Origin of the sequence: Mesorhizobium hawassense, assembly GCF_003289945.1 — a bacterium.
Lineage (GTDB): Bacteria > Pseudomonadota > Alphaproteobacteria > Rhizobiales > Rhizobiaceae > Mesorhizobium > Mesorhizobium hawassense.
Window position 1 is genome coordinate 194817 of the sequence record NZ_QMBP01000004.1, and the last position, 20716, is coordinate 215532.

Below are 20716 nucleotides of genomic sequence, written 5' to 3' on the forward strand. Positions count from 1 at the left end.
GACTTGCGCCGGCGTCCGCTAGCCCGGCGGAGCGACCAGATCCGGACCGACCTGCTGAAAACCCGGCATCCCGGAAAGCTTGAGGCCGGTCGCGATCTCGTCGAGCAGAATATCCAGCATCCGCTCGACACCGCCCTGTCCCGCCACCGCGCCGAACAGGGCGGCGCGGCCGTTGTACCAGGTCAGGTTCGGACGCGGCGAGACGCCGCCGGTCGACATTCAGGATGGCGCCCGCTTTGATGGATTTGAAATGCGACACCACGGCGAGGGCGCCGTTGTAGATCGAGCGCATGTTGACGTTGGCGATGCGGTCGAACAGGCCTTCGTCCATCGTCTCCAGCGGCAACGGCGGCTGCGCGACGCCGGCATTGTTGACCAGGATGTCGAGCCCGCCGAAGGCCGAGCGCGCAAGGTCGGCCGCCGCGACAAAGCCCTCCAGTGTCGAGACATCGCCGGTGGTCGGCCGCACCTTATAGCCGGCTTCACCAGCGACGCGGGCGGCAGCGGCTTCGTCACGGTCCATCAGCACGACCGACGCGCCTTCCTCGACGATTTTCTTGACGATGCCTTCGCCAAACCCCGACCCGCCACCGGTGATGATGGCGACCTTGCCAGCCAGTCTCATATCTCTTCCTCCGTTGCCGGAACCATCGGGGAAGACGCGCGCGTTGCACAGTCCGATTATCTGAACGCCCTTTTAGCTTTCCTTGTTTGAGGTCGCCCGCACCGGGAGTAATAGTCGCGTCGGAATTCGTGAGGAGGAGACGATGACGCTGAACTTCGACCCGAGGGCGAAGGCCACGACGCTCTACCATGGCGAATTCCGGCCGATGTTCATCGGCGGCAAGTGGGTTGCCGCGCAATCTGGCCACGAGATGCAGGCGCTGAACCCGGCGACCGGCGAAGTGCTGGCGACCGTGCCGCGCGGTTCGGCCGCCGATGTCGACATGGCAGTGGCCGCGGCGCGAGCAGCCTTCGAAGGCCCCTGGTCGAAATTCTCGCCCTACGAGCGGCAGTGCCTGCTGCTGAGGATCGCCGATCTGTTCGAGCAGCATTGGGAAGAGCTCTGCGTCTCCGATACGCTCGACATGGGGCTGCCGATCACGCGCACGCTGGCCAACCGGCGCCGGGTCATCGGCATGCTGCGCTTCTATGGCGGCATGGCGACCGCGCTGCATGGCGAGGCGATCGACAATTCGATCCCCGGCGAGATCGTCACCTTCACCCGGCGCGAACCGGTCGGTATCGTCGGCGCGATCATCCCTTGGAATGCGCCCACCGCCGCCTCGATCTGGAAGATCGCGCCGGCTCTCGCAACCGGCTGCACCATCGTGCTGAAGCCGTCGGAGGATGCATCGCTGACGCCGCTCCTGATCGCGAAGCTGATGCAGGAGGCGGGCGTGCCCGACGGCGTCGCCAACATCGTCACCGGAACCGGCGCCGAGGCGGGCGCGCGGCTGGCCGAGCACCCGGACGTCAACAAGATCGTCTTCACCGGCTCGACGCTGACCGGCCAGGCGATCGCGCGGGCCGGCGTCACCAATCTCAAGCGCGTTTCGCTGGAGCTCGGCGGCAAGTCGCCGATCATCGTCTGCCGCGACGCCGACATCGACAAGGCGGTTCCGGTCGCGGCGATGGCGGTGTTCGTGCATTCGGGCCAGATCTGCATCGCCGGCTCGCGCCTGTTCGTGGCGCGCGAAATCCATGACGAGTTCGTGCGCCGGGTCGCCGATTTCGCCGGCAAGCTGCGCATCGGCCACGGCATCGAGGCGGACACGGAAATCGGGCCGTTGATCAACGCGAGGCAGGCCGGCAAGGTGGAAGGCTACATCAAGGCCGGCAGCGAGGAAGGCGCCAAGCTGGTCGCCGGCGGCTCGAGGCTGACGGGCGAGCTCTATGACGGCGGCAACTTCATCGCGCCGACCGTCTTCGGCGCGGTGTCGGACAAGATGACGATCGCGCGGGAAGAAATCTTCGGCCCGGTCATTTCGGCCATGCCCTTCGACACGCTGGACGAGGCCGTTACGCGCGCCAACGCCACGCCCTACGGTCTGGCGGCGGGTATCTTCACCACCAATCTCGGCACCGCGCACAAGCTGGCGCGACGCGTCAAGGCCGGCTCGGTCTGGGTCAACATGTACCACGCCATCGACCCGGCCGTGCCCTTCGGCGGCATGAAGATGTCGGGCTACGGTCGCGAAGGCGGCGTCGAGCATCTTCACGAGTATCTCGAAACCAAATCGGTCTGGATCCAGACCGACTGATGTTCAGGCGAGCTCCGCCTTTGAATCGCGACGTTCTGCGCTTGCGGCGTTCACGCTTGTCCATTTTGGACAAAACTGCGCCGCCTCAAGTTCCAGCGGTCTTGGGAGCCAGGACGAAATCCCACTCGACGGACCAGAACGGAGCTTCGAAGCCGAGCTCGGTCGCCTTTTCCCGATCGGTGACTTTCGTGAAATCGGCGATCAGCGAATCCTTCACGCCGAACACGGCGTCCTCGGCAAGGTAGCGGCAATCGGGCGCGAAGATGTGGGTGATCACGGTATCGTAGCCCGGCGCACTGACGATGTAATGCACATGCGCCGCGCGGTTCGGATGACGCCCCAGCGCGGCGAGCATCCTTCCGACCGGGCCATCATCGGGGATCGGATAGTAGCGCGGCTTGACCGAACGGTACCAATATTCGCCCTTGCCGTCCGTGGTGAAGACCCCGCGCAGATTCCAGTCGGGTTGCAAGTCCTTCTGCTGGACGTCGTAGAAGCCGTCGTCATTGGTCTGCCAGACGTCGATCAGCGCGCCGGCGATCGGCTTGCCTTGCGTGTCGAGCACACGCCCGCGCACCACCATCGGCTCGCCCTTGCCGTCGAGGCAGATGTTCGCGCCATGCGCGTAGCGCGGCGCCTCGGGCACATAGAACGGGCCGAGGATGGTATTTTCCGTGGCGCCGTTCGGACGCCGGTGATTGATCGCGTCGACCAGCATCGAAACACCGAGCGTATCGGAAAGCAGGATGAATTCCTGCCGCCAGTCGGAGCACATCTTGCCGATCTCGGTGAGAAACGCGATGCCTTGCAGCCACTCCTCATGCGTCGGCTCGATCTCCTTGATGGCGGCATGCAGATGTTTCACCAGCACGCTCATCACCTCGCGCAGCCGCGGCTCGACATCCGGTCCCATGCGCGCGTTGACCGCGTCGACCGACGTCTCTTCCTCGAAATAGGGATATTTCGGTCGGGCGGCGTCCGCGGTGCCTGTCATGGCGATAACTCCTCCAGCGACGTTCGGGTTCTCAAGTGCGCGGCGGTTCGCCAGCATAGGCGCGGGCGATAAGGGCCCGGATCGGTTCCCGCTCCAGCGCCCGCGGGTTCCAATAGGGATTGGCCAGGGCGCGATCCGTCGCGATGTCGATCCCGTCTGGCGGCATGCCTATCTCGGACAGGGCGCGCCTGGCACCTATCCGGCCGGCGAGATCGTAGAGAGCCTGCGCCGGATCGTTCGTCTTCAGCACGGCCCGCAAGGTTTCCATGGCGGTCGGAACGGCGCGCGCGTTATAGGCCAGCGCATGCGGCAGCACGACCGTATGGGTCTCGGCATGCGGCAGATCGAAACTGCCGCCGAGCGTGTGGCAAAGCTTGTGGTGCAGCGCCATGCCGACCGAGCCGAGGCAGATGCCGCAGAGCCAGGCGCCGTAGAGAGCCTTGGAGCGCGCATCGCGATCATGCGGCGCCTCGGTGATGACCGGCAACGCCTCCACCAGCGCGCCGATGGCCTCGGCCGCCATCAAGTTTATCACGGGGTTGCTCTCCCTCGCGTAGAGCGCCTCGACCGCATGGGCGATGGCGTTCATGCCGCTTGTTCCGGACAGGGAAGCTGGAAGCGTCATCGTCAGATCGACGTCGTAGATGACCACTTCCGGCAGCACCCTCGGGCTCGATTGGGTGACCTTGACGCCATCCTTCGTCTCGCCGAGGATCGGCGTCATTTCCGAGCCGGCATAGGTCGTCGGCATGACGATCTGGGGCAGGTCGGTGCGCAAGGCAATCGCCTTGGCGAGCCCCGTCGTGGAGCCGCCACCGACCGCAACCAGCCCGTCGGCCTTGAGCTCCGCCACGACCTGCAGCGCATCCTCGGTGACGGACACCGGGGTATGCATCACCGCCCTGGCATAGACGCCGGCCGCCATGCCACCGAGCGATCCGGCAAGACGCCGGGCCTTGGCCTCCTGCGGCGGCGTTGCAAGCACGAGCACGCGCTTCAGCCCCAGCCGCTCGATCTCTTCCGGCAGCCTCGCAATCGTGCCCGATCCGAAGACGACGCGCGCCGGCTGGCCGTTATAGACGAAGCTTTTCATGTGAGCCTCTCCCCGTCAGCCGCGTTTGCATGCCCTGAGCATCAAAGTTAGCGACGAAGAGGCGCGCGCGTAAGTGCGCTGGCCGACGATATGTTGGCAGCCTTGGACCTATCGGCCATCGGAAGCATTTATCGGCCGATTGCGCGGCGCCGTTGGCGCGGGACGGATCGCGGCCGCGTTAGGCGATCCTCTGCTCGAACTGCATCACGCTCGCGCTCTTGCGCAATCCCGTCGCGACGACCGACACACGGAACTTGCCTGCCAATGTCTGGTCGAAGATGGCGCCGACGATGATGTCGGCATCGGCGTCGACCTCTTCGCGTATCCGCGTCGCGGCTTCATCGACCTCGAACAGCGTCATGTCTAGGCCGCCGCTGATCGACACCAGCAGCCCCCTTGCGCCGGTCATGGAGGCCTCGTCGAGGAGCGGGTTGGCGATTGCCGCCTCCGCCGCCAGCCTTGCACGTCCCTCTCCGGAAGCCTCGCCGGTACCCATCATCGCCGGGCCCATGTCACGCATCACCGACTTCACGTCGGCGAAATCGAGATTGATCAGCCCTTCCTTGACGATCAGATCCGTGATGCAGCCGACACCGGCGTAGAGCACACGGTCCGCCATGGCGAAGGCGTCGGCGAACGTGGTCCTGGCGTCGGCGACCCTGAACAGGTTCTGGTTCGGGATGACGATCACGGTGTCGGCGCTCTCGCGAAGGCGCTCGATGCCTTCCTCGGCCGCCTGGGTCCTGCGCTTGCCTTCGAACACGAAAGGCTTGGTGACGACGGCCACCGTCAAAATGCCAGCATCGCGCGCGGCGCGCGCGATCACCGGCGCGGCGCCCGTCCCCGTGCCGCCGCCCATACCGGCGGTGATGAAGCACATATGGGTCCCCGCCAGATGATCCATGATCTCGTCGAGGGACTCCTCGGCAGCGGCACTTCCGACCTGGGGCAAGGATCCCGCGCCCAGGCCCTCGGTGACATGCGCGCCCAGCTGGATCAGCCGCGACGACTTCGACATGGTGAGCGCCTGCGCGTCGGTGTTGGCGACGACGAACTCGACGCCCTGCAAGCCTTCGGCGATCATGTTGTTGACGGCGTTTCCGCCGGCGCCGCCGACCCCGACGACGGTGATCTTGGGTCTCATCTCCAGGATTTCCGGCTTGGCGGTCATTTTTTCATCTTTCTACGAAAGCACCTGCTGCTCCGCCGCACGACCATGCGAAACCGGAGCAACGAGCACACGAATCAGGTGATCCCCACCAAGCGTAGGGAATCAGAGCAGGCGCCTCCCTGCAAGGTCCGCCGAGCATATGCAAGCGCGATGGCCTGCGTTTGAACTGAAAGCGCCTGAGTGGTCGGAGGCGACCGCCTTGCAAGGAGCGCTATTGCGTCACCGAGGTCGAGGTGCCCCAGGTGTCCGACAGCACGTAGCCTTGCGGATAAGGATCCGTCGGATCGAGATAGTAGTTGTGCTCGCCCGTTATCCAGGCCCGGCCGGTGATCTGCGGCACGATCCCCTTGCGCCCGGCGACTTCGGTGAGTTCGAGTATCTTGCCGGTGAAGCGCGAGCCGATGATCGATTCATGGATCAACACCTCGCCGGCCTTCATCAAGCCGCGCGCCTGCAGCACCGCCATGCGAGCCGAGGTGCCGGTTCCCGTCGGGCTGCGGTCCGAGCGCCCGGGCGAGACGATGCAGGTGTTGCGCGTGACGTTGCCCGGCCCCTGGAACGGCATGGCGAACTGCACGATCGACACGCCGCGCACATTGTCGAACTCAGGGTGGACGACATCGAGCTGCTCGCGCGCGGCGCGGCGGACCTTCTCGCCGGCCACAGCAATCTCCCGGGCCTCGTCGGGCATGACAGAGAAGCCGAGCGCGGCCGCGTCGACAATTGCGTAGAACATCCCGCCATAGGCGATGTCGACTTTCAGACTTCCCAGCCCCTCCACCTCGATATTGGCGTCGAGGCGTTCGGCGAAGGCGGGGGCGTTGCGGAAGGTGATCGACAGGCATTTGCCGTCGCGACATTCGGCGCGCACCTCGATGACGCCACCCGGCATGTCCAGCTTGAAGCGTGTCTCCGGCTCCTGCATCGGCACCATCCCGGTCTCGAGCAGCACGGTGGCGACGCAGATCGTGTTGGAGCCGGACATCGGCGGGTACTCCGTCGGTTCCATGATGATGGCCCCCGCGGCGCAATCCTCGCGCGTCGACGGCACCAGCAGATTGACATGCCGGGCAACGCTGCCGCGCGGCTCGCAGATCAGCATGCGCCTGATATGGTCGTGGTCACGTTCCATCGTGATCATCTTTTCCATCATCGTGCGGCCCGCCGGCGGCAGCACGCCGCCGACGATGACGTCGCCGACCTCGCCCTCGGCATGACAGCCGACGACGCGAATGCTGGACTTAGTACGCATGGTTACTCCCTGTGGCCGCGACTATCCGCTTGGCAAGCGGCTCTGTGCGGGACAAACTGGCCAATCCGCGTGCCAGCCTCAAGGAGAATCCGAAATGACCGCCAATGTTTTTTCCGGCTGCATGCCGGCGCTGATGACGCCCTGCACCAATGACCGCCTTCCCGACCTCGACGCGCTGGTACGCAAGGGCAAGGAACTGATCGCCGCCGGCATGTCGGCCGTGGTCTATTGCGGCTCGATGGGCGACTGGCCGCTGCTGTCCGACCAGCAGCGCATGGAAGGCGTCGAGCGCCTGGTGAAGGCCGGCGTTCCGGTGATCGTCGGCACCGGCGCCGTCAACACCGCCAGCGCCGTGGCCCATGCCGCGCATGCCCAGAAGGTCGGCGCACGCGGCCTGATGGTGATCCCGCGTGTGCTGTCGCGCGGGCCCTCGGTCACGGCGCAGCGCCACCATTTCAAGGCAATTCTCGCCGCCGCTCCCGACCTGCCGGCGGTCATTTACAACAGCCCCTATTACGGCTTCGCCACGCGCGCCGACCTCTTCTTCGCGCTGCGCGCCGAACATCCGAACCTGGTCGGCTTCAAGGAGTTCGGCGGCCCGTCGGATCTGCGCTACGCGGCCGAAAACATCACCAGCCGCGACGATGAGGTCGCGCTGATGATCGGCGTCGACACCGCCGTCTTCCACGGTTTCGTCAATTGCGGCGCGTCGGGCGCCATCACCGGCATCGGCAACGTGCTGCCGAAGGAAGTGTTGCATCTGGTCGGCCTCAGCCAAGCGGCGGCGAAAGGCGACGCCGAAGCGCGCCGGCTGGCGCAGGAGCTGGATGCCGCGCTCGCCGTACTGTCCTCCTTCGACGAGGGTCCGGACCTCGTGCTCTATTTCAAGCACATGATGGTGCTCAAGGGCGGCCCGGAATACCGGCTGCACTTCAACGAGACGGATGCGCTAAGCGACAGCCAGCGCGGCTATGCCGAGCAGCAGCTCAAACTGTTCGACACCTGGTACGCACAGTGGTCAAGGCAGCCCGTGATGGCACGGTACGCGGCCTGATCTCACAGGCCGAGGCCGCCAGCTAGGTCGAGACTTGGCGGCCTCTGATCTAGATCACCGCTTCTTCGACGAACGGCTCGTTGCGCGGCACACGCTCGTAGCGGAAGGGCGACAGGTCGAGCGTCTGGAAGGCGCCGTGCACGATCAGCTCCGACACCGCACGGCCGACAGCCGGCGACTGCTGCAGGCCGTGGCCCGAGAAGCCGTTGGCGAACATGAAGTTCCTCACCTCGGGATGGAAGCCGACGATGCCGTTGTGGTCGAGCATGTTGTATTCGTAATGGCCGGTCCAGCTGCTCTGGACCTTGAGCGCGTCGAAGGCCGGAATACGATGCCAGAGCGCCGGCCAGATGTAATCGTCGAACTCCTCGAAATGCATCTCGAAATCGTCATAGTCGGCGGGTCCGTCGCCCTGCGGCGTGTTGCCGGTGAGGAAAAGCTCGCCTTCCGGACGCACGAATGTGCCGGAAAGATCGATGACATTGGGCATCCGTCCGGGGATCGGATTGGCGCTGGCGAAGACGAAGCTGTAGCGCTTGTAGGGCGCGACCGGGATCGACAGCCCGGCCATCGCGGCGACCTGCTGCGCCCGCGGACCCGCCGCGTTGACAAGTGTTCCGCAAGCGACCGTCTCGCCTGTCGCGAGCCGCACCGAGACGACCCGACGGTCGACGACGTCCAGCGCCGTCACGGCATTGTCGATATATTCGACCCCGCTGCCGCGCGCGGCCTGGCGGAAGCCGTTCAGCATGCCCATGGAATCGAACCAGCCCTCTTCGCGGGAACCCCACGAGCCGCCGCCGAGATCGTCGACATTCAGCCACGGAAAACGTTCCTTCAGGGCGCCCGGTTCGAGAAAGACGGTGTGGGCGCCGAGGCTGCGCTGCAGCTCGACCCTTTCGCGCGCCGCCTCCACGCCCTCGGGCGAGCAGCAATAGAGATATCCGTGTTCCTTGAAGCCTAGGTCGGGGGCCGTCTCATTCGGGTAGAACGGCGCCATCCGCTCCTGGAAGCCGCGGATGATCTCGATGCCGAACTGGCTGATCTTCACATTGATCGGGTTGGAATATTGCTGGCGGATGGCGCTGGTGGACAGCGCCGTCGAGGAGAACTCGTAGCTCGAGTCGCGCTCGACCACGAGGATCGAGGCGCCATTGCCCAGCGCCTGGCTCAGCCAGTAGGCCGTCGACGAACCGACGACGGCGCCGCCCACGATGACGATGTCATAGGCGTTGCGCGAGGGAGCTTTGTAAGCAGGGATCGCCACTTCTGTTCTCCGCTCTACCGGTTGAACGAGGCGACCAAGGCGTCCGAGCCCCGCGCCAGCAGGCCGAGATCCGAACCGACCGCCACCATGGTGAAGCCGTCTGCGAGATAGCGGTCCGCGTCGGCCTTGACGGGCGCGAGGATGCCGCTCGCCTTGCCCGCCGAAGCCGCGGCATTGCGCACGGACGATATCGCGTCCTGCACGTGCTTGGCGCCGGGATTGCCCATCGCGCCCATATTCGTGGACAGGTCGCCCGGCCCGACAAACAGGACATCGACGCCGTCGACCGCCGCGATCTCGGCGGCATTGGCGACGCCTGCCTCGTCCTCGATCTGCACGGCGAGAAGCTGCTGCTCACGTGCTTTGGCGTGATAGCCGGCGATGCGGCCGAAGGCGTTGGCGCGGTGGCCGACCGAGAAGCCGCGAAACCCGCCCGGAGCATAGGTCATCGCGGCGACGATCGCGCGGGCCTGCTCCGCCGTCCGCACATTGGGGATCATCAGGCTGCGGGCGCCGACATCCAGCGCCTGCTTCATCGAATTGGGATCGTCCGAAGGCAGCCGCACGACCGCTTCGCAGGGAAAAGCCGCCGCGACCTGGAGCTGCGCCATGATGCTGCGCAGATCGTTCGGGCTGTGCTCGCTATCGATCAGCAGCCAGCCCGCGCCGGAGCCAGCGACGACCTCGGTGGTGAGCGCCGAGGCCAGCGAACACCAGATGCCGATATGAGCCTGGCCGGCCTTTACGGCTGCCTTCAGCGAATTGACGCGCTCCTGCATTGCGATCGATCTCCGTGTAAAAGGCGGATTGAAATTTGTATGATGTCCTATATCATATGGCTTACTTCAGCTGCAAGACGCCTTGGACCCAAATGGGAGTTGCACAATGAAAATCGGTTTCATCGGGCTTGGAGTCATGGGTTCGCCGATGGCGCGGCATCTCGCCGATGCCGGATATGAGATCGTCACGGTCCTGAACCGCTCGCCTCTTCCGAAAGATCTGGAAGCATCGGTCGTCGCCTACCCGGCAGAGGTGGCGCGGCTTTCCGACATCGTCGTCACCATGCTGCCCGATACACCTGACGTCGAGCGCGTCCTGCTCGGACAAAACGGCGTGCTCGAAGGAATTTCGGCCGGCAAGCTGGTCATCGACATGAGCTCGATCAGCCCGATCGCCACCGCTGAATTCGCGGCGAAGATCCGGGCGGCCGGAGCCGGCTATCTCGACGCGCCGGTTTCCGGCGGCGAGGTCGGCGCCAGGGCAGCCACCCTCACCATCATGGTTGGTGGGCCGGCTTCCGAGTTCGAGCGCGCGCTGCCGATCTTCGAAAAGCTCGGCAAGAACATCACGCTAATCGGCGAAAAGAACGGCGCCGGCCAGACCTGCAAGATCGCCAACCAGATCATCGTCGCGCTCAACATCGAGGCCGTCGCCGAAGCGCTGGTCTTTGCCAGCAAGGCCGGCTGCGATCCGGCAAAAGTGCGCGGCGCGCTGATGGGCGGCTTTGCCGCGTCCCGCGTGCTCGACGTGCATGGCGAGCGCATGATCGCCCGCACCTTCGCGCCGGGTTTTCGCATCCGGCTGCACCAGAAGGACCTCAATCTTGCGCTCGAGAGCGCCCGCTCGCTCGGCGTTGCCTTGCCGGGCACCGCAACGGCGCAGCAGCTGATGAATGCCTGTTCGGCCCAGGCGGGCGGCGCGGAGGCGGACCATTCGTCGCTCGTGCGGGCCCTCGAAATTCTGAGCGATCACGAACTGTCAAACGGAAAGGAATAACCGATGCGCGGAACCGGCAAGGCTGACATCTTCGTCATGCTGGCCCATCCCGTGGGTCATGCAAAGAGCCCCGGAATCTTCAACGAGATCTTCGAGCAGAAGGGGCTCGACAGCCTTATGGTGCCGCTGAGCTGCCGCCCGGAGGATTTCGACACGTTCTGGGCCGGCATCACGGCGGCGGAGAACATCCGTGGCGTGATCATCTCGGTGCCCTACAAGGTCCCGGTCTATCACAAATGCGCGGCGGCCCATGATCGCGCGTCGCGCGTGCAGAGCGCCAACTCGGTGCGCCGACAGGCGGACGGCAGCTGGTATGCCGACAATTTCGACGGCGTCGGCTTCATCGATGGCCTGAAGGCTGGCGGCCATCAGATTGCCGGCAGGCGTATCCTGCAGGTTGGCGCCGGCGGCGCGGGCTCCTCGCTGACCTATTGCCTGGCCGAGGAAGGCGCGGCCGAAATCCGTCTCACCGATGTCGACAAGGACCGCGCGCAAAAGCTCGCTGTGCTGGTCAACAAGTCGTTCCCCAATTGCCGCATCGAGGTTGGCGAGCCCGATCCGTCCGGCATGGATATGGCGATCAACGCGACGCCGTCCGGCCTCAAAGCCAGCGACCCGCTGCCGATGGATGTAAGCAAGCTGACTCCGAACATGACCGTGGTCGACATCATCATGGAGCCGGCCGAGACGCCATTGCTGAAGGCGGCGAAGGCGATCGGCTGCCGCATCCAGCCCGGGCGCCCGATGATGGATTTCCAGGTCGAGGCCATGGCCGCCTTCTTCGACATCGACCGGAAGGACCGCCGCAATGGCTGACGCAAAGACCGCCGTCGTCATCGGCGGCACGTCCGGCATCGGCCGCGCGATGGCCGAACGCTTCGCCGAGGATAGCTATCAGGTGGTGGTCGCCGGCCGCGATGCCGTCAGAGGCAAGGAAGCTGCCGCCGCCTGCGAGAAAGCGGGCGCGCCGCGCGCGTTGTTTGTCCAGACCGATGTCGGCGATCCCGCCTCGGTCGAGGCGCTGGCGCGGGCCGTCGGCGATGCCTTCGGCGCGCCGCATGTCGTGGTCAACTGCGCCGGCATCCTGCAGAGCGGCAAGCACGTGCTCGATCAGGATCTTAGCGAAGACGAGCGGATGTGGCGCATCAACTATCGCGGCACGCTTCTCGGGTGCCAGGTGTTCGGCCGGCTGATGTCGGCCGCCGGGCGCGGCGCGATCCTCAATGTCGGCTCGCTCGCCTCATTCGCGCCGCTGTCGCCGCCGGCCTACACGCCTGGAAAACATGCGGTTCTGGCGCTCACGCAAATGCTGGCCGCCGAGCTCGGCCCGCATGGGGTTCGCGTCAACGCCGTGGCGCCCGGCTACACGCTGTCGGACGGACTGAAGGCAAAGATCGCAAAGGGCGAGCGCAACCCGGAAGCGATCCAGGCCACCACGGCTCTGCGCCGCTTCGTCGAGCCGCGCGACGTCGCCGAGGCGGCGCTGTTCCTCTGCTCCGACCGCGCCGCCTCGATCACCGGCGTCACGCTTCCGGTCGATGCCGGCTGGCTCGTCCAGGCGCCCTACGCGCAGTATCTGCAAGGCAATCCCATCCGGCAAACGCCGGCAATCTGAGAGGCATTCCGTGAGCGATATCCAGCGCTTCGACTTCGACACCCGCATCCATCACGGCGTCATCCACGACGCCACGCTCTACCTCACCGGCCAGGTGGCGAGACCTGGCCAGTCCGCGGCCGACCAGATGCGCGAGGTGCTTGGAAAGATCGACGTCCTGCTCGCCAAGGCCGGCACTGACAAGACGCGCATCCTTCACGTCCAGATGTGGCTGGACGACGTGCGCGATTTCGACGAGGTCAACACGGTCTGGGACGCCTGGATGCCGAAGGAGCACGCACCGGCGCGCTCCTCCGGCGAAGGCCGGATGGCCAAGCCCGGCATGCTGGTCGAGTTAATCGTCACCGCGGCGGTTTGAATGGTCTTGCCGGTTCGGGCATCATCGCGAATCTGAACTTGAATGGCCCGAATCTAAACTTGAATGGAAAGCCGTAAATGACGAAGCGCAAGCCGCTTTCCACCGTCGTGGCGGAGAGCCTGGCCGAAAAGATCCGCTCCGGACGGTTGCAGCCTGGCGCGCAACTGCCGACCGAGGCGGAGCTTTGCGCCGAATACGACGTCAGCCGCACCGTCGTGCGCGAAGCGGTGGCGCGGTTGCGCTCGGAGGGCATGGTGGTGCCGCAGCAGGGACGCGGCATGTTCGTCAGCGAAACGCCTGCGCCTCGCAATTTCTCGATTCCCGACGAGGCGCTGCGCACCCTGCCCGAAACCATCGCCCTGCTCGAACTGAGGTTGAGCGTCGAAGTGGAATCCGCCGGCCTCTGCGCGGAACGCCGCACCGATGACGATGCAAGCAACATCCGGGCGATGATGGATGACATCGACGCCCAGCAGGCCGATCCTTCTGCGGTCCAGATCCACTACGACTACGACTTTCACCTTGCGATCGCCAAAGCCGCGCGCAACGAATTCATCCACGGCTTCCTTGCCTATCTGGGGCCGATGATCGTGCCGCGTTTCCAGCTTGGCTATGTCGTCGAGCCGGCGCTGAAGGACAGCTATTACGCGCGCATCCACAGCGAGCACAAAGCCATCGTCGACGCCATCGAAAGGCAGGACGGCGGCAAGGCCCGCCAGGCCATGCGCAAGCATCTGCACAACAGCCTGGGACGCGTCCGCGCCCTGGCCAGAGCTTCCGGCGTCGAGGCGACGGATGCCGAGCAAAAGGCCGCCGCAGCCTCGCTCTTCACCAGGATGAAAAGGCCGCTGGCGACAGGCGGATAGACCTCGTTCCCGAGCGCCCGGACCGACGACCACCGATCTCGCGATTGCGAAAGCCATGTTTTTGCTCCGCCGGTCGGCCAAACCCCTCCTCTGCCCGCTGAAATCAGCGTTTTTCTTTGATTTTAGGCATTTGAGATCGCTCAGGCAGCACGGAACGTTTCAAGTGTCGAAAACGCGCTTCGAAAGTTTATCTTTCCTTTTTGCTGCTTTTCTTGGTTTCGCGCCATCGGCCCAGGCCGCAAACTGAGCATCAAGCAATCGGGGAAGCCCAGGTGACGACAGCCTTCATCACAGGTGCGACGAGCGGCATAGGGCGCGCGATCGCGATCGCCTTGAGCGACGCCGGCTATCAGGTCTATGCGGTCGGCCGCAGCAAGGCGGCACTGAAAGAACTGCAGGCCGAGCGTCCGGGCATCGTGCCGATCGCCGTCGACGTCACCGACCGCGAGGCGCTGGAATCGGTGCTGGCCGATCTCACCATCGACGTGCTGATCAACAATGCCGGCATGATGCCGCCGCTCGGCAATTTCGCCGACATGAAGATCGCCGACATCGACACCACGCTGGAGGTGAATCTCAGCGCCGCGATCCTGCTCACCCGGCTCGTCGTGCCGCAGATGCGCGAGCGCCAGTCCGGCCACATTATGTTCACCGGTTCGGTCGCCGGCCACGCGGCCTTCTCCAACATTGCCGTCTATGCGGCCACCAAAGCTGCGATCTCCGGCTTTGCCGGCGCGCTGCGCGCCGACCTCTCGCCGTCCGGCATACGCGTCACCGAGATCGTCGCCGGCCGCGTCGAGACGCATCTCTACAAGGACATTCTCGACACCAAGGCGCGCGAAGCCATGTACGCCAGCAAAGTGGTGCAGCCGGACGACATCGCCCAGATGGTCGTCGGTGTGCTCGCGCTTCCGGCATGGGCCGACGTTACCCGTTTCGACATCATGCCGACCTGGCCGACCTCGCCGAGCGGCACCAAGTAAGGAAAACAGGATGAAAGACCTTTCCGTTCTGATCGTTGGCGGCGGCGCCGGCCTTGGCGCCCTTCTGGCCAAAATGGCTGTCGATGCCGGTGCGGCCAAGATCGGCATCATCGACATCAACCAGGAGGCCGCCGAGGCTGCGCTCGGTCCGGCGAAGGCCAAGGGCCTGCCGACCGCGGCAGCAACCGGCGACATCCAGGTCGGCCCGCAGTGCCATGCCGCCTTCGACGCTATCGCCGCCAGGCTCGGGCGCGTCGACACGCTGGTCAATTGCGCGGCGATCTATCCACGCCGTCCGCTGCTCGAAATCACCGACGCCGATTGGGACGCCTCCAACGGCATCAACATCAAGGGCACCTACCACATGATGGTGGCCGCGGTTCGCCACATGCAGGCGCAGGAGCCGAAAGCCCAGGTGCGTGGCCGCATCGTCAACCTGACTTCCGTCGACGCCTTCAAGGCGCATCCGCAGAACGCGCATTACGCGGCGACCAAGGCTGCCGTGGTCAGCCTGACGCGCTCCTTTGCCCATTACGTCGCCAAGGACGGCATCCTGGTGAACTCGGTGGCGCCGGCCGGCATGGCCACCGAGAAGGCCAAGGCGCTCGGCTTCCTTGAGGAACTGGCCAAGGCAAGCCCGCTCGGCCGCGGCGCCGAGCCGACGGAAATCGCCGAATGGGTGCTGATGACCGGCGGGCCGAAGAACACCTACATGACCGGCGAAAACGTCATCGTTTCAGGCGGTTACATTTACGCCTGAACCAACTTCGTCAGCCGGGCGCGGCTGACATCCAGCAGTGCATGATCGACGGAGTCTCGAACGAAAGGAGGCGCAATTCACCATGACCGGCAAGCTTCGCCTCCCTTCGCTCAATGCGCTGCGCGTCTTCCACGCCGTCGTGCAGCATAAAAGTTTCCGGCAGGCCGCGGACGAGCTGCTGGTCACCCCGCAAGCGGTCGGACAGCAGATCAAGCTCCTGGAGGACACGCTCCAGGTCACGCTGTTCGAGCGCAAGGGCCGTTCGATCGAGCTGACTGAATCCGCCATCCTGCTCTCGCACTACGTCAAGGCAGGCTTCGACGAATTCTCCGAGGGCGTCCGCCGCGTCACCAAGTCGAACTACCGCGACCGCATCAACCTCAACGCCAGTCCCTACTTCGCCACGCATTATCTGCTGCCCCGGCTTTCGCTCTTCCGCGAGATGCTGCCGGGCGCCGATCTGCGCCTGACCACGATGGTCGACTTGCCCGACTTCGGGCGCGACGACATCGATATGACCGTGCAGTGGGGCTACGGCAACTGGCCCGACTATGAGACCACCCTCCTGGTGCCGGACCCGAAGATCATCTGCTGCACGCCGGCGATCGGCGAAAAGATCAAGTCGGCGCATGACCTCAAGAAGTTCACGCTGCTCGACACCGTCAAGTCGAAGCGCCTGTGGCCGGACATATTGCGCCATCTTGGCGTCGAGCTGACGGATGGCGACCGCAGCATCAGCTTCGACGACGCGGCGACCATGCGTCGGGCGACGCTGCAAGGCATCGGCATCGGCCTGGTTTCCGTCATCGACGCCGAGGAAGACTTCCGCTCCGGCGCGCTGGTCGCGCCGATCGGCCGCGACGCCATTGCCGATATGAAGCCGGAGGAAGTCCCCGGTTTCTATCTCGTCGTCCCGCGCGGGCATCTGCGCGTGAAGGCGGTGGCCGCGCTGCATCGCTGGCTGGCGCAAGAGGACTGGCGCAGCGAGCTCAAGCTCTCCTTGCCGAAACCGACCCCGCTTTCCGACTGAGAAAGCGGCTTCGAGACCGGGTCCCCGAGAGGCATCTTGCGGGGCTCCAACAACAAGAAACGGAACAACCTCAACAGTGGAGACAACCAACATGAAAATGATCAAATGGGGGGCCGCTGCCATGGCCCTGGGCCTCGTTCATCTGGCAGCACCCGCGGAAGCCGCCGGCGGCAAGACGCTGGAGACCGTGAAGGCGCGCGGCGTGCTCAACTGCACCGGCCATGACGGCTCCTATCTCGGCTTCGCCGAGGTGGACGACAAGGGCAACTGGAAGGGCATGGACATCGATCTCTGCAAGGCGGTGGCGACCGCCGTGTTCGGCGATCCGGCGAAGCTCAAGATCGTGCCGATCAGCTGGGCGCAGCGCTGGCCCTCGCTGCAGTCGGGCGACGTCGACATCATCATCAAGGCGTCCGGCGGCACGCTCAGCCGCGACACCGAGCTCGGCCTGCAATTCTCCATGTCCTATTACCTCGGCACGACCAAGGTGATGGCGCATAAGGAGCTCAACCTGAAGTCGCTCAAGGATGCCAATGGCGGCACGATCTGCATTCCGGCTGGGACGACCATCGAACAGCAGGTTGCGGCCTATGCGCAGAAGGTCGGGATCAAGCTGGAACCGGTCGTCATCGAAAAGACGGAAGAGCTTGAGCAAGCATACTTCTCGGGCCGCTGCGACATGTATGCCCAGTGGGGGCCGGTTCTCGCAATCGCACGTGTCGCCAAGGGCAAGGTCGACGACCACGTGATCCTGCCCGATGTGCTCGCCGTCGAGCCCGAGGTCATGATCGTACGGCAAGGCGACGACAATTGGGTCGACGTCGCCAACTGGACACTCACTGCCCTGACCTTCGCCGAGCAGGAAGGCATCACCTCCAAGAATGTCGACGAGATCAAGGCCAAGCCGACGTCGCCGGCGGTCGCCAAGTTCCTCGGTGTGTCGCCAGGCATGGGCAAGGGTCTCGGACTTCCCGACGACTGGGCCTACAACGTGATCAAGAAGGTCGGCAACTACGGCGAGATCTTCGATCGCGACCTTGGCAAGGACTCGCCCTACAAGATGGATCGCGAGCTGACCAACCTCTGGAACAACGGCGGCGTCCTGTTCCCGCTTGTGATCGACTGATCCACTTCTAAGGCGTCCTCTGTAAGTTCCGCCTGGCTCTCGCCAGGCGGAACCAGCGGCAATTGGGAGATTGGCATATGGTCAGCCTGCTGAGAAATCAGAAAGTCCGCAACGCGCTGTTGCAGGTTCTCTATGTCGGCTCGCTTGCGGGGATGGTCCTTGCCTGCGTGATGATCGCCAGGCGCAACCTCGCTGAGCAAGGCATCACCTCCGGGTTCGACTTCCTCTTCAAGTCGACGGGATGGGATGTGAACTTCTCGCTCCTGCCCGCCACGGCCAATGATCCCTATTGGTGGTACTTCCTCATCGGCATCGTCAACACGCTCTTCCTGGGAAGCACCGGACTGATCCTGGCGACGATTGTCGGCACGATTGTCGGACTGGCGCGCACCTCCTCGAACGAACTGGCGCGACTGCTCGGCCGCACCTACGTGGATATCTTCCGCAACATCCCGCTGATCCTCCAGGTCTTCTTCTGGTACGCGGTCATCACGCACCTTCCAACGCCGCGCGCCGCGCATGAGGCCTTTGGCATCTTGCTGAGCAGTCGCGGCCTCTACGTACCAATCCCAAATGTCGGCGGCGTTGCGTTTGCGGCGGCGGCAATCGCGTTGATCGCGGCAATCGCGCTTCCGGTCTGGCTTGGACGGACATCGCGCCTCAATCAGCCTGTCGGCGAGCGCCTCGGCATCCAGCTGACCGGCGCGGCGGCAGCACTGGCTTGCGCCGTCGTCATCCTTGCGGTCGGCCGCCTGCCCGACCTGGCGTTGCTCGACTTCCCCGCCTTGCAGGGGCTCAACATCAAGGGGGGCTTGCGCATTCCGCCGGAGTTTTCCGCGCTGGCTGTGGCCATCGCCATCTATGGCGGCTCCTACATCGCCGAGATCGTGCGCGGCGGCTTCAAGGCTGTCGGTAAGGGCCAGATGGAAGCGGCCCAGTCGCTGGGGCTGAGCCCCTGGCGCGTCTTCACGCTGGTCAGGCTGCCGCTGGCACTTCGCGCCATGCTGCCGATCCTCGCCAACCAATATGTCTGGTTGATGAAGGCAACGACCATGGGCATTGCGGTCGGCTTCACCGACTTCTTCATGATCGTGGCTCTGACGATCAATCATTCCGGCCAGACCCTCGAAGCGATCGGCATCCTGATGGCGGGTTTCCTCGCCATCAATCTCAGCCTAGCCGCCGTGTTCAACCGCATCAACAAAGCCATTGCCCTCAAGGGCAATCAACTGAGGGGATGAGAGATGGAGATGGTCGTTGTTGCTCCCCCTGCTCCGGGAAGGCTCGAAGACCTGAGACGGCGCTTCCTTGCGACGCCGCTTCAAGCTCTGCTGTCGCTGGTCTCCCTTGCCGTCATGGTCTTCCTGGCCTGGAAGCTGCTCAACTGGGCTGTCTTCGCGGCCGTGTTCACGACCAGCGGCGGGCCGGTGGCCTGCCAGGCAGCGGCGGGAGCCTGCTGGTCGGTGATCGCTGCCAGGTGGCGGATCATCCTCTTCGGCCTCTATCCCTTCGAGGAGCAGTGGCGCTCGGCGCTGGCCTGCGTCAGCGTGGTGGTGATGACGGTGCTGAGCTGCATCCCGGCCTTCTGGACGGGCCGCCGCATCGCGCTCGTCTGGGGAGCCGGGGCGAGCCTCTATTATGTGCTGATGAAAGGCGGCGTGCTTGGCCTTCCCTATGTCGGCGAGGAAGCCTGGGGCGGGCTGGCGCTCACCCTCTTCATCTTCGTCACCACCTGCCTGATCGGCTTCCCACTGGCGATCTGCCTGGCGCTGCTGCGCCGATCGGACCTGCCCTGGATATCCAGGACCACCGGTCTCATCATCGATGGGGTTCGCTCACTACCGCTGATCTCGATCCTCTTCACCTTCGCCATCGTCCTGCCTTTCGCACTGCCGCAATGGCTGCAGGGTGACAAGCTCTACCGGGTCATCCTGGGCTCCGCCCTGTTCTTCTCGGCCTATCAGGCCGAGATCGTCCGGGGCGGCATGCAGGGTGTTCCCAGCGGGCAGGAAGAAGCCGCCATGGCCCTCGGCATGAGCTACTGGCAACGCATCAGCCGCATCGTGCTCCCGCAGGCCATGCGCAACGCGTTGCCAGCGACGATCAACCAGTTCGTGGTCGCGTTCAAGGAGACTTCACTGGTGGTCATCGTCGGCTTCTTCGAGATCCTCGCTTCCGGTAATGCGGCCTACGGAACCGGCGATTGGCGCTTTGCCTATGTCGAAGTCTACGCCTTCATCGCCCTCATCTATTTCGTCTTTGTCTTCAGCCTGTCCCGTTACGGCGCTTACCTCGAGCGGCGAATGGCGGTCGGCGAACGCTAAGGGAGGCATGCATGAATTCGACGCTCCCGTCCGGCCCGGCCGTCCGCATCGAAGGCCTCGACAAATACTACGGATCGTTCCACGCGCTGCGGAAGATAAACCTCTCCGTCGAGCGCGGCGAAAAAATCGTCATCTGCGGACCGTCCGGTTCGGGCAAATCCACCTTGATCCGCTGCGTCAACCGGCTCGAACAGCATAATGGCGGCCGCATTACGGTGCTGGGCACCGAGCTCAACGACGATGTCGGCAACATCGATGGGATCAGGCGCGAAGTCGGCATGGTGTTCCAGCACTTCAACCTGTTTCCACACATGACGGTGCTGGAGAACTGCATGATCGCGCCGATGATCGTGCGCAAGCGGCCGCGCGCCGAAGCCGAGACGACTGCCCGGCGTTTTCTGGAAAAGGTCCGCATTCCGGAGCAGGCGATGAAGTTTCCCGGGCAGTTGTCCGGCGGCCAGCAGCAGCGTGTCGCGATCGCACGCGCGCTCTGCATGCAGCCGCAGATCATGCTGTTCGACGAGCCGACCTCGGCGCTCGACCCCGAGATGATCGCTGAGGTGCTGGATGTCATGGTGACGCTTGCCTCCGAAGGCATGACGATGATTTGCGTCACCCACGAGATGGGCTTCGCGCGCCGCGCCGCCGACCGGGTCATCTTCATGGATGGCGGCGAGATCGTCGAGCAGGCGCCGCCGGAGGAGTTCTTCACGTCCTCCCGAAACGAGCGCACCCGTCAGTTTCTGTCGCAGGTGCTGGGTCATTGAACGGCATCCGGGGAGA

Annotated in this window: 21 protein-coding genes and 1 pseudogene; 14 read left to right on the plus strand and 8 right to left on the minus strand. The window is 64.6% G+C overall.

Annotation, left to right across the window (positions count from 1 at the left end; translation table 11 throughout):
• Nucleotides 1–18 precede the first annotated feature (18 nt).
• Nucleotides 19–219: an alpha-hydroxy-acid oxidizing protein gene (locus DPM33_RS36910; protein WP_167449021.1), complete on the minus strand. Its 201-nt coding sequence runs from the start codon at nucleotides 217–219 to the stop codon at nucleotides 19–21.
• A 55-nt stretch (nucleotides 220–274) separates the two neighbouring features.
• Nucleotides 275–625 (minus strand): annotated as a pseudogene (locus DPM33_RS36915) (SDR family NAD(P)-dependent oxidoreductase); the annotation flags it as partial.
• 142 nt (nucleotides 626–767) lie between these two features.
• On the opposite strand from DPM33_RS36915, the gene DPM33_RS11085 reads away from it, so the two are divergent.
• On the plus strand, nucleotides 768–2264 hold the full coding sequence (locus DPM33_RS11085; protein WP_112097470.1) for an aldehyde dehydrogenase family protein: 1497 nt from the start codon (nucleotides 768–770) through the stop codon (nucleotides 2262–2264).
• An 85-nt stretch (nucleotides 2265–2349) separates the two neighbouring features.
• Here DPM33_RS11085 and DPM33_RS11090 read toward each other — a convergent pair whose 3' ends face one another.
• The 4 genes from DPM33_RS11090 to DPM33_RS11105 all read right to left on the minus strand — a co-directional run bounded on the left by DPM33_RS11090 (nucleotide 2350) and on the right by DPM33_RS11105 (nucleotide 6774).
• Nucleotides 2350–3258, minus strand: coding sequence for an intradiol ring-cleavage dioxygenase (locus DPM33_RS11090; RefSeq protein WP_112097471.1), 909 nt, complete (start codon nucleotides 3256–3258; stop codon nucleotides 2350–2352).
• Between the two features lie 31 nt (nucleotides 3259–3289).
• Entirely contained in the window at nucleotides 3290–4351 is a 1062-nt protein-coding gene (locus DPM33_RS11095; RefSeq protein ID WP_112097472.1) for a maleylacetate reductase, read from the minus strand.
• A 178-nt stretch (nucleotides 4352–4529) separates the two neighbouring features.
• On the minus strand, nucleotides 4530–5522 hold the full coding sequence (gene ftsZ, locus DPM33_RS11100) for a cell division protein FtsZ (RefSeq protein ID WP_112097473.1): 993 nt from the start codon (nucleotides 5520–5522) through the stop codon (nucleotides 4530–4532).
• Between the two features lie 211 nt (nucleotides 5523–5733).
• Entirely contained in the window at nucleotides 5734–6774 is a 1041-nt protein-coding gene (locus DPM33_RS11105; protein ID WP_112097474.1) for a proline racemase family protein, read from the minus strand.
• Nucleotides 6775–6868: 94 nt separating this feature from the next.
• On the opposite strand from DPM33_RS11105, the gene DPM33_RS11110 reads away from it, so the two are divergent.
• The gene (locus DPM33_RS11110) at nucleotides 6869–7828 is read left to right on the plus strand and encodes a dihydrodipicolinate synthase family protein (protein ID WP_112097475.1); all 960 of its coding nucleotides are present in this window, start codon (nucleotides 6869–6871) and stop codon (nucleotides 7826–7828) included.
• A 49-nt stretch (nucleotides 7829–7877) separates the two neighbouring features.
• On the opposite strand, the gene DPM33_RS11115 is transcribed toward DPM33_RS11110, so the two are convergent.
• Together DPM33_RS11115 and DPM33_RS11120 are read right to left on the minus strand one after the other, a co-directional pair.
• Nucleotides 7878–9095, minus strand: coding sequence for an NAD(P)/FAD-dependent oxidoreductase (locus tag DPM33_RS11115; protein WP_112097476.1), 1218 nt, complete (start codon nucleotides 9093–9095; stop codon nucleotides 7878–7880).
• A 14-nt stretch (nucleotides 9096–9109) separates the two neighbouring features.
• Nucleotides 9110–9874: an HpcH/HpaI aldolase family protein gene (locus tag DPM33_RS11120; protein WP_112097477.1), complete on the minus strand. Its 765-nt coding sequence runs from the start codon at nucleotides 9872–9874 to the stop codon at nucleotides 9110–9112.
• 106 nt (nucleotides 9875–9980) lie between these two features.
• On the opposite strand from DPM33_RS11120, the gene DPM33_RS11125 reads away from it, so the two are divergent.
• The 12 genes from DPM33_RS11125 to DPM33_RS11180 all read left to right on the plus strand — a co-directional run bounded on the left by DPM33_RS11125 (nucleotide 9981) and on the right by DPM33_RS11180 (nucleotide 20700).
• A complete protein-coding gene (locus tag DPM33_RS11125; protein ID WP_112097478.1) occupies nucleotides 9981–10871 on the plus strand; it encodes a 2-hydroxy-3-oxopropionate reductase in 891 nt (296 codons plus the stop codon).
• Between the two features lie 3 nt (nucleotides 10872–10874).
• Nucleotides 10875–11687, plus strand: a complete 813-nt coding sequence (locus DPM33_RS11130; RefSeq protein ID WP_112097479.1) for a shikimate dehydrogenase family protein — start codon at nucleotides 10875–10877, stop codon at nucleotides 11685–11687.
• On the plus strand, nucleotides 11680–12486 hold the full coding sequence (locus tag DPM33_RS11135; protein ID WP_112097480.1) for an SDR family NAD(P)-dependent oxidoreductase: 807 nt from the start codon (nucleotides 11680–11682) through the stop codon (nucleotides 12484–12486). The genes DPM33_RS11130 and DPM33_RS11135 overlap by 8 nt, the downstream gene beginning before the upstream one ends.
• Nucleotides 12487–12496: 10 nt before the next feature.
• Nucleotides 12497–12844 carry a RidA family protein gene (locus DPM33_RS11140; protein ID WP_112097481.1) on the plus strand — a complete coding sequence of 116 codons (348 nt, stop codon included), beginning with the start codon at nucleotides 12497–12499 and terminating at the stop codon, nucleotides 12842–12844.
• 77 nt (nucleotides 12845–12921) lie between these two features.
• A complete protein-coding gene (locus DPM33_RS11145) occupies nucleotides 12922–13710 on the plus strand; it encodes a FadR/GntR family transcriptional regulator (protein ID WP_167449022.1) in 789 nt (262 codons plus the stop codon).
• Nucleotides 13711–13982: 272 nt separating this feature from the next.
• Nucleotides 13983–14693, plus strand: coding sequence for an SDR family oxidoreductase (locus DPM33_RS11150; RefSeq protein WP_112097705.1), 711 nt, complete (start codon nucleotides 13983–13985; stop codon nucleotides 14691–14693).
• Between the two features lie 10 nt (nucleotides 14694–14703).
• Nucleotides 14704–15453, plus strand: coding sequence for an SDR family NAD(P)-dependent oxidoreductase (locus DPM33_RS11155; RefSeq protein WP_112097482.1), 750 nt, complete (start codon nucleotides 14704–14706; stop codon nucleotides 15451–15453).
• Between the two features lie 82 nt (nucleotides 15454–15535).
• Nucleotides 15536–16483 carry a LysR substrate-binding domain-containing protein gene (locus tag DPM33_RS11160; protein ID WP_112097483.1) on the plus strand — a complete coding sequence of 316 codons (948 nt, stop codon included), beginning with the start codon at nucleotides 15536–15538 and terminating at the stop codon, nucleotides 16481–16483.
• Between the two features lie 91 nt (nucleotides 16484–16574).
• A complete protein-coding gene (locus DPM33_RS11165) occupies nucleotides 16575–17609 on the plus strand; it encodes an amino acid ABC transporter substrate-binding protein (RefSeq protein ID WP_112097484.1) in 1035 nt (344 codons plus the stop codon).
• A gap of 77 nt (nucleotides 17610–17686) precedes the next feature.
• Complete coding sequence (locus DPM33_RS11170) at nucleotides 17687–18850, plus strand: ABC transporter permease subunit (RefSeq protein WP_112097485.1); 1164 nt, start codon at nucleotides 17687–17689, stop codon at nucleotides 18848–18850.
• Nucleotides 18851–18853: 3 nt separating this feature from the next.
• On the plus strand, nucleotides 18854–19933 hold the full coding sequence (locus DPM33_RS11175) for an amino acid ABC transporter permease (RefSeq protein ID WP_112097486.1): 1080 nt from the start codon (nucleotides 18854–18856) through the stop codon (nucleotides 19931–19933).
• A gap of 11 nt (nucleotides 19934–19944) precedes the next feature.
• Nucleotides 19945–20700: an amino acid ABC transporter ATP-binding protein gene (locus DPM33_RS11180; RefSeq protein WP_112097487.1), complete on the plus strand. Its 756-nt coding sequence runs from the start codon at nucleotides 19945–19947 to the stop codon at nucleotides 20698–20700.
• The last annotated feature ends 16 nt before the right edge of the window (nucleotides 20701–20716 follow it).

Bases quoted from the DNA above. Each gene is read 5' to 3' on its own strand.
- DPM33_RS11130 (WP_112097479.1), top strand. From the start codon at position 10,875: ATGCGCGGAACCGGCAAGGCTGACATCTTCGTCATGCTGGCCCATCCC.
- ftsZ (WP_112097473.1), bottom strand. From the start codon at position 5,522: ATGACCGCCAAGCCGGAAATCCTGGAGATGAGACCCAAGATCACCGTC.
- DPM33_RS11095 (WP_112097472.1), bottom strand. From the start codon at position 4,351: ATGAAAAGCTTCGTCTATAACGGCCAGCCGGCGCGCGTCGTCTTCGGA.
- DPM33_RS11165 (WP_112097484.1), top strand. From the start codon at position 16,575: ATGAAAATGATCAAATGGGGGGCCGCTGCCATGGCCCTGGGCCTCGTT.
- DPM33_RS11155 (WP_112097482.1), top strand. From the start codon at position 14,704: ATGAAAGACCTTTCCGTTCTGATCGTTGGCGGCGGCGCCGGCCTTGGC.
- DPM33_RS11125 (WP_112097478.1), top strand. From the start codon at position 9,981: ATGAAAATCGGTTTCATCGGGCTTGGAGTCATGGGTTCGCCGATGGCG.
- DPM33_RS36910 (WP_167449021.1), bottom strand. From the start codon at position 219: ATGTCGACCGGCGGCGTCTCGCCGCGTCCGAACCTGACCTGGTACAAC.
- DPM33_RS11105 (WP_112097474.1), bottom strand. From the start codon at position 6,774: ATGCGTACTAAGTCCAGCATTCGCGTCGTCGGCTGTCATGCCGAGGGC.
- DPM33_RS11160 (WP_112097483.1), top strand. From the start codon at position 15,536: ATGACCGGCAAGCTTCGCCTCCCTTCGCTCAATGCGCTGCGCGTCTTC.
- DPM33_RS11170 (WP_112097485.1), top strand. From the start codon at position 17,687: ATGGTCAGCCTGCTGAGAAATCAGAAAGTCCGCAACGCGCTGTTGCAG.
- DPM33_RS11175 (WP_112097486.1), top strand. From the start codon at position 18,854: ATGGAGATGGTCGTTGTTGCTCCCCCTGCTCCGGGAAGGCTCGAAGAC.
- DPM33_RS11110 (WP_112097475.1), top strand. From the start codon at position 6,869: ATGACCGCCAATGTTTTTTCCGGCTGCATGCCGGCGCTGATGACGCCC.
- DPM33_RS11145 (WP_167449022.1), top strand. From the start codon at position 12,922: ATGACGAAGCGCAAGCCGCTTTCCACCGTCGTGGCGGAGAGCCTGGCC.
- DPM33_RS11135 (WP_112097480.1), top strand. From the start codon at position 11,680: ATGGCTGACGCAAAGACCGCCGTCGTCATCGGCGGCACGTCCGGCATC.
- DPM33_RS11085 (WP_112097470.1), top strand. From the start codon at position 768: ATGACGCTGAACTTCGACCCGAGGGCGAAGGCCACGACGCTCTACCAT.
- DPM33_RS11120 (WP_112097477.1), bottom strand. From the start codon at position 9,874: ATGCAGGAGCGCGTCAATTCGCTGAAGGCAGCCGTAAAGGCCGGCCAG.
- DPM33_RS11180 (WP_112097487.1), top strand. From the start codon at position 19,945: ATGAATTCGACGCTCCCGTCCGGCCCGGCCGTCCGCATCGAAGGCCTC.
- DPM33_RS11090 (WP_112097471.1), bottom strand. From the start codon at position 3,258: ATGACAGGCACCGCGGACGCCGCCCGACCGAAATATCCCTATTTCGAG.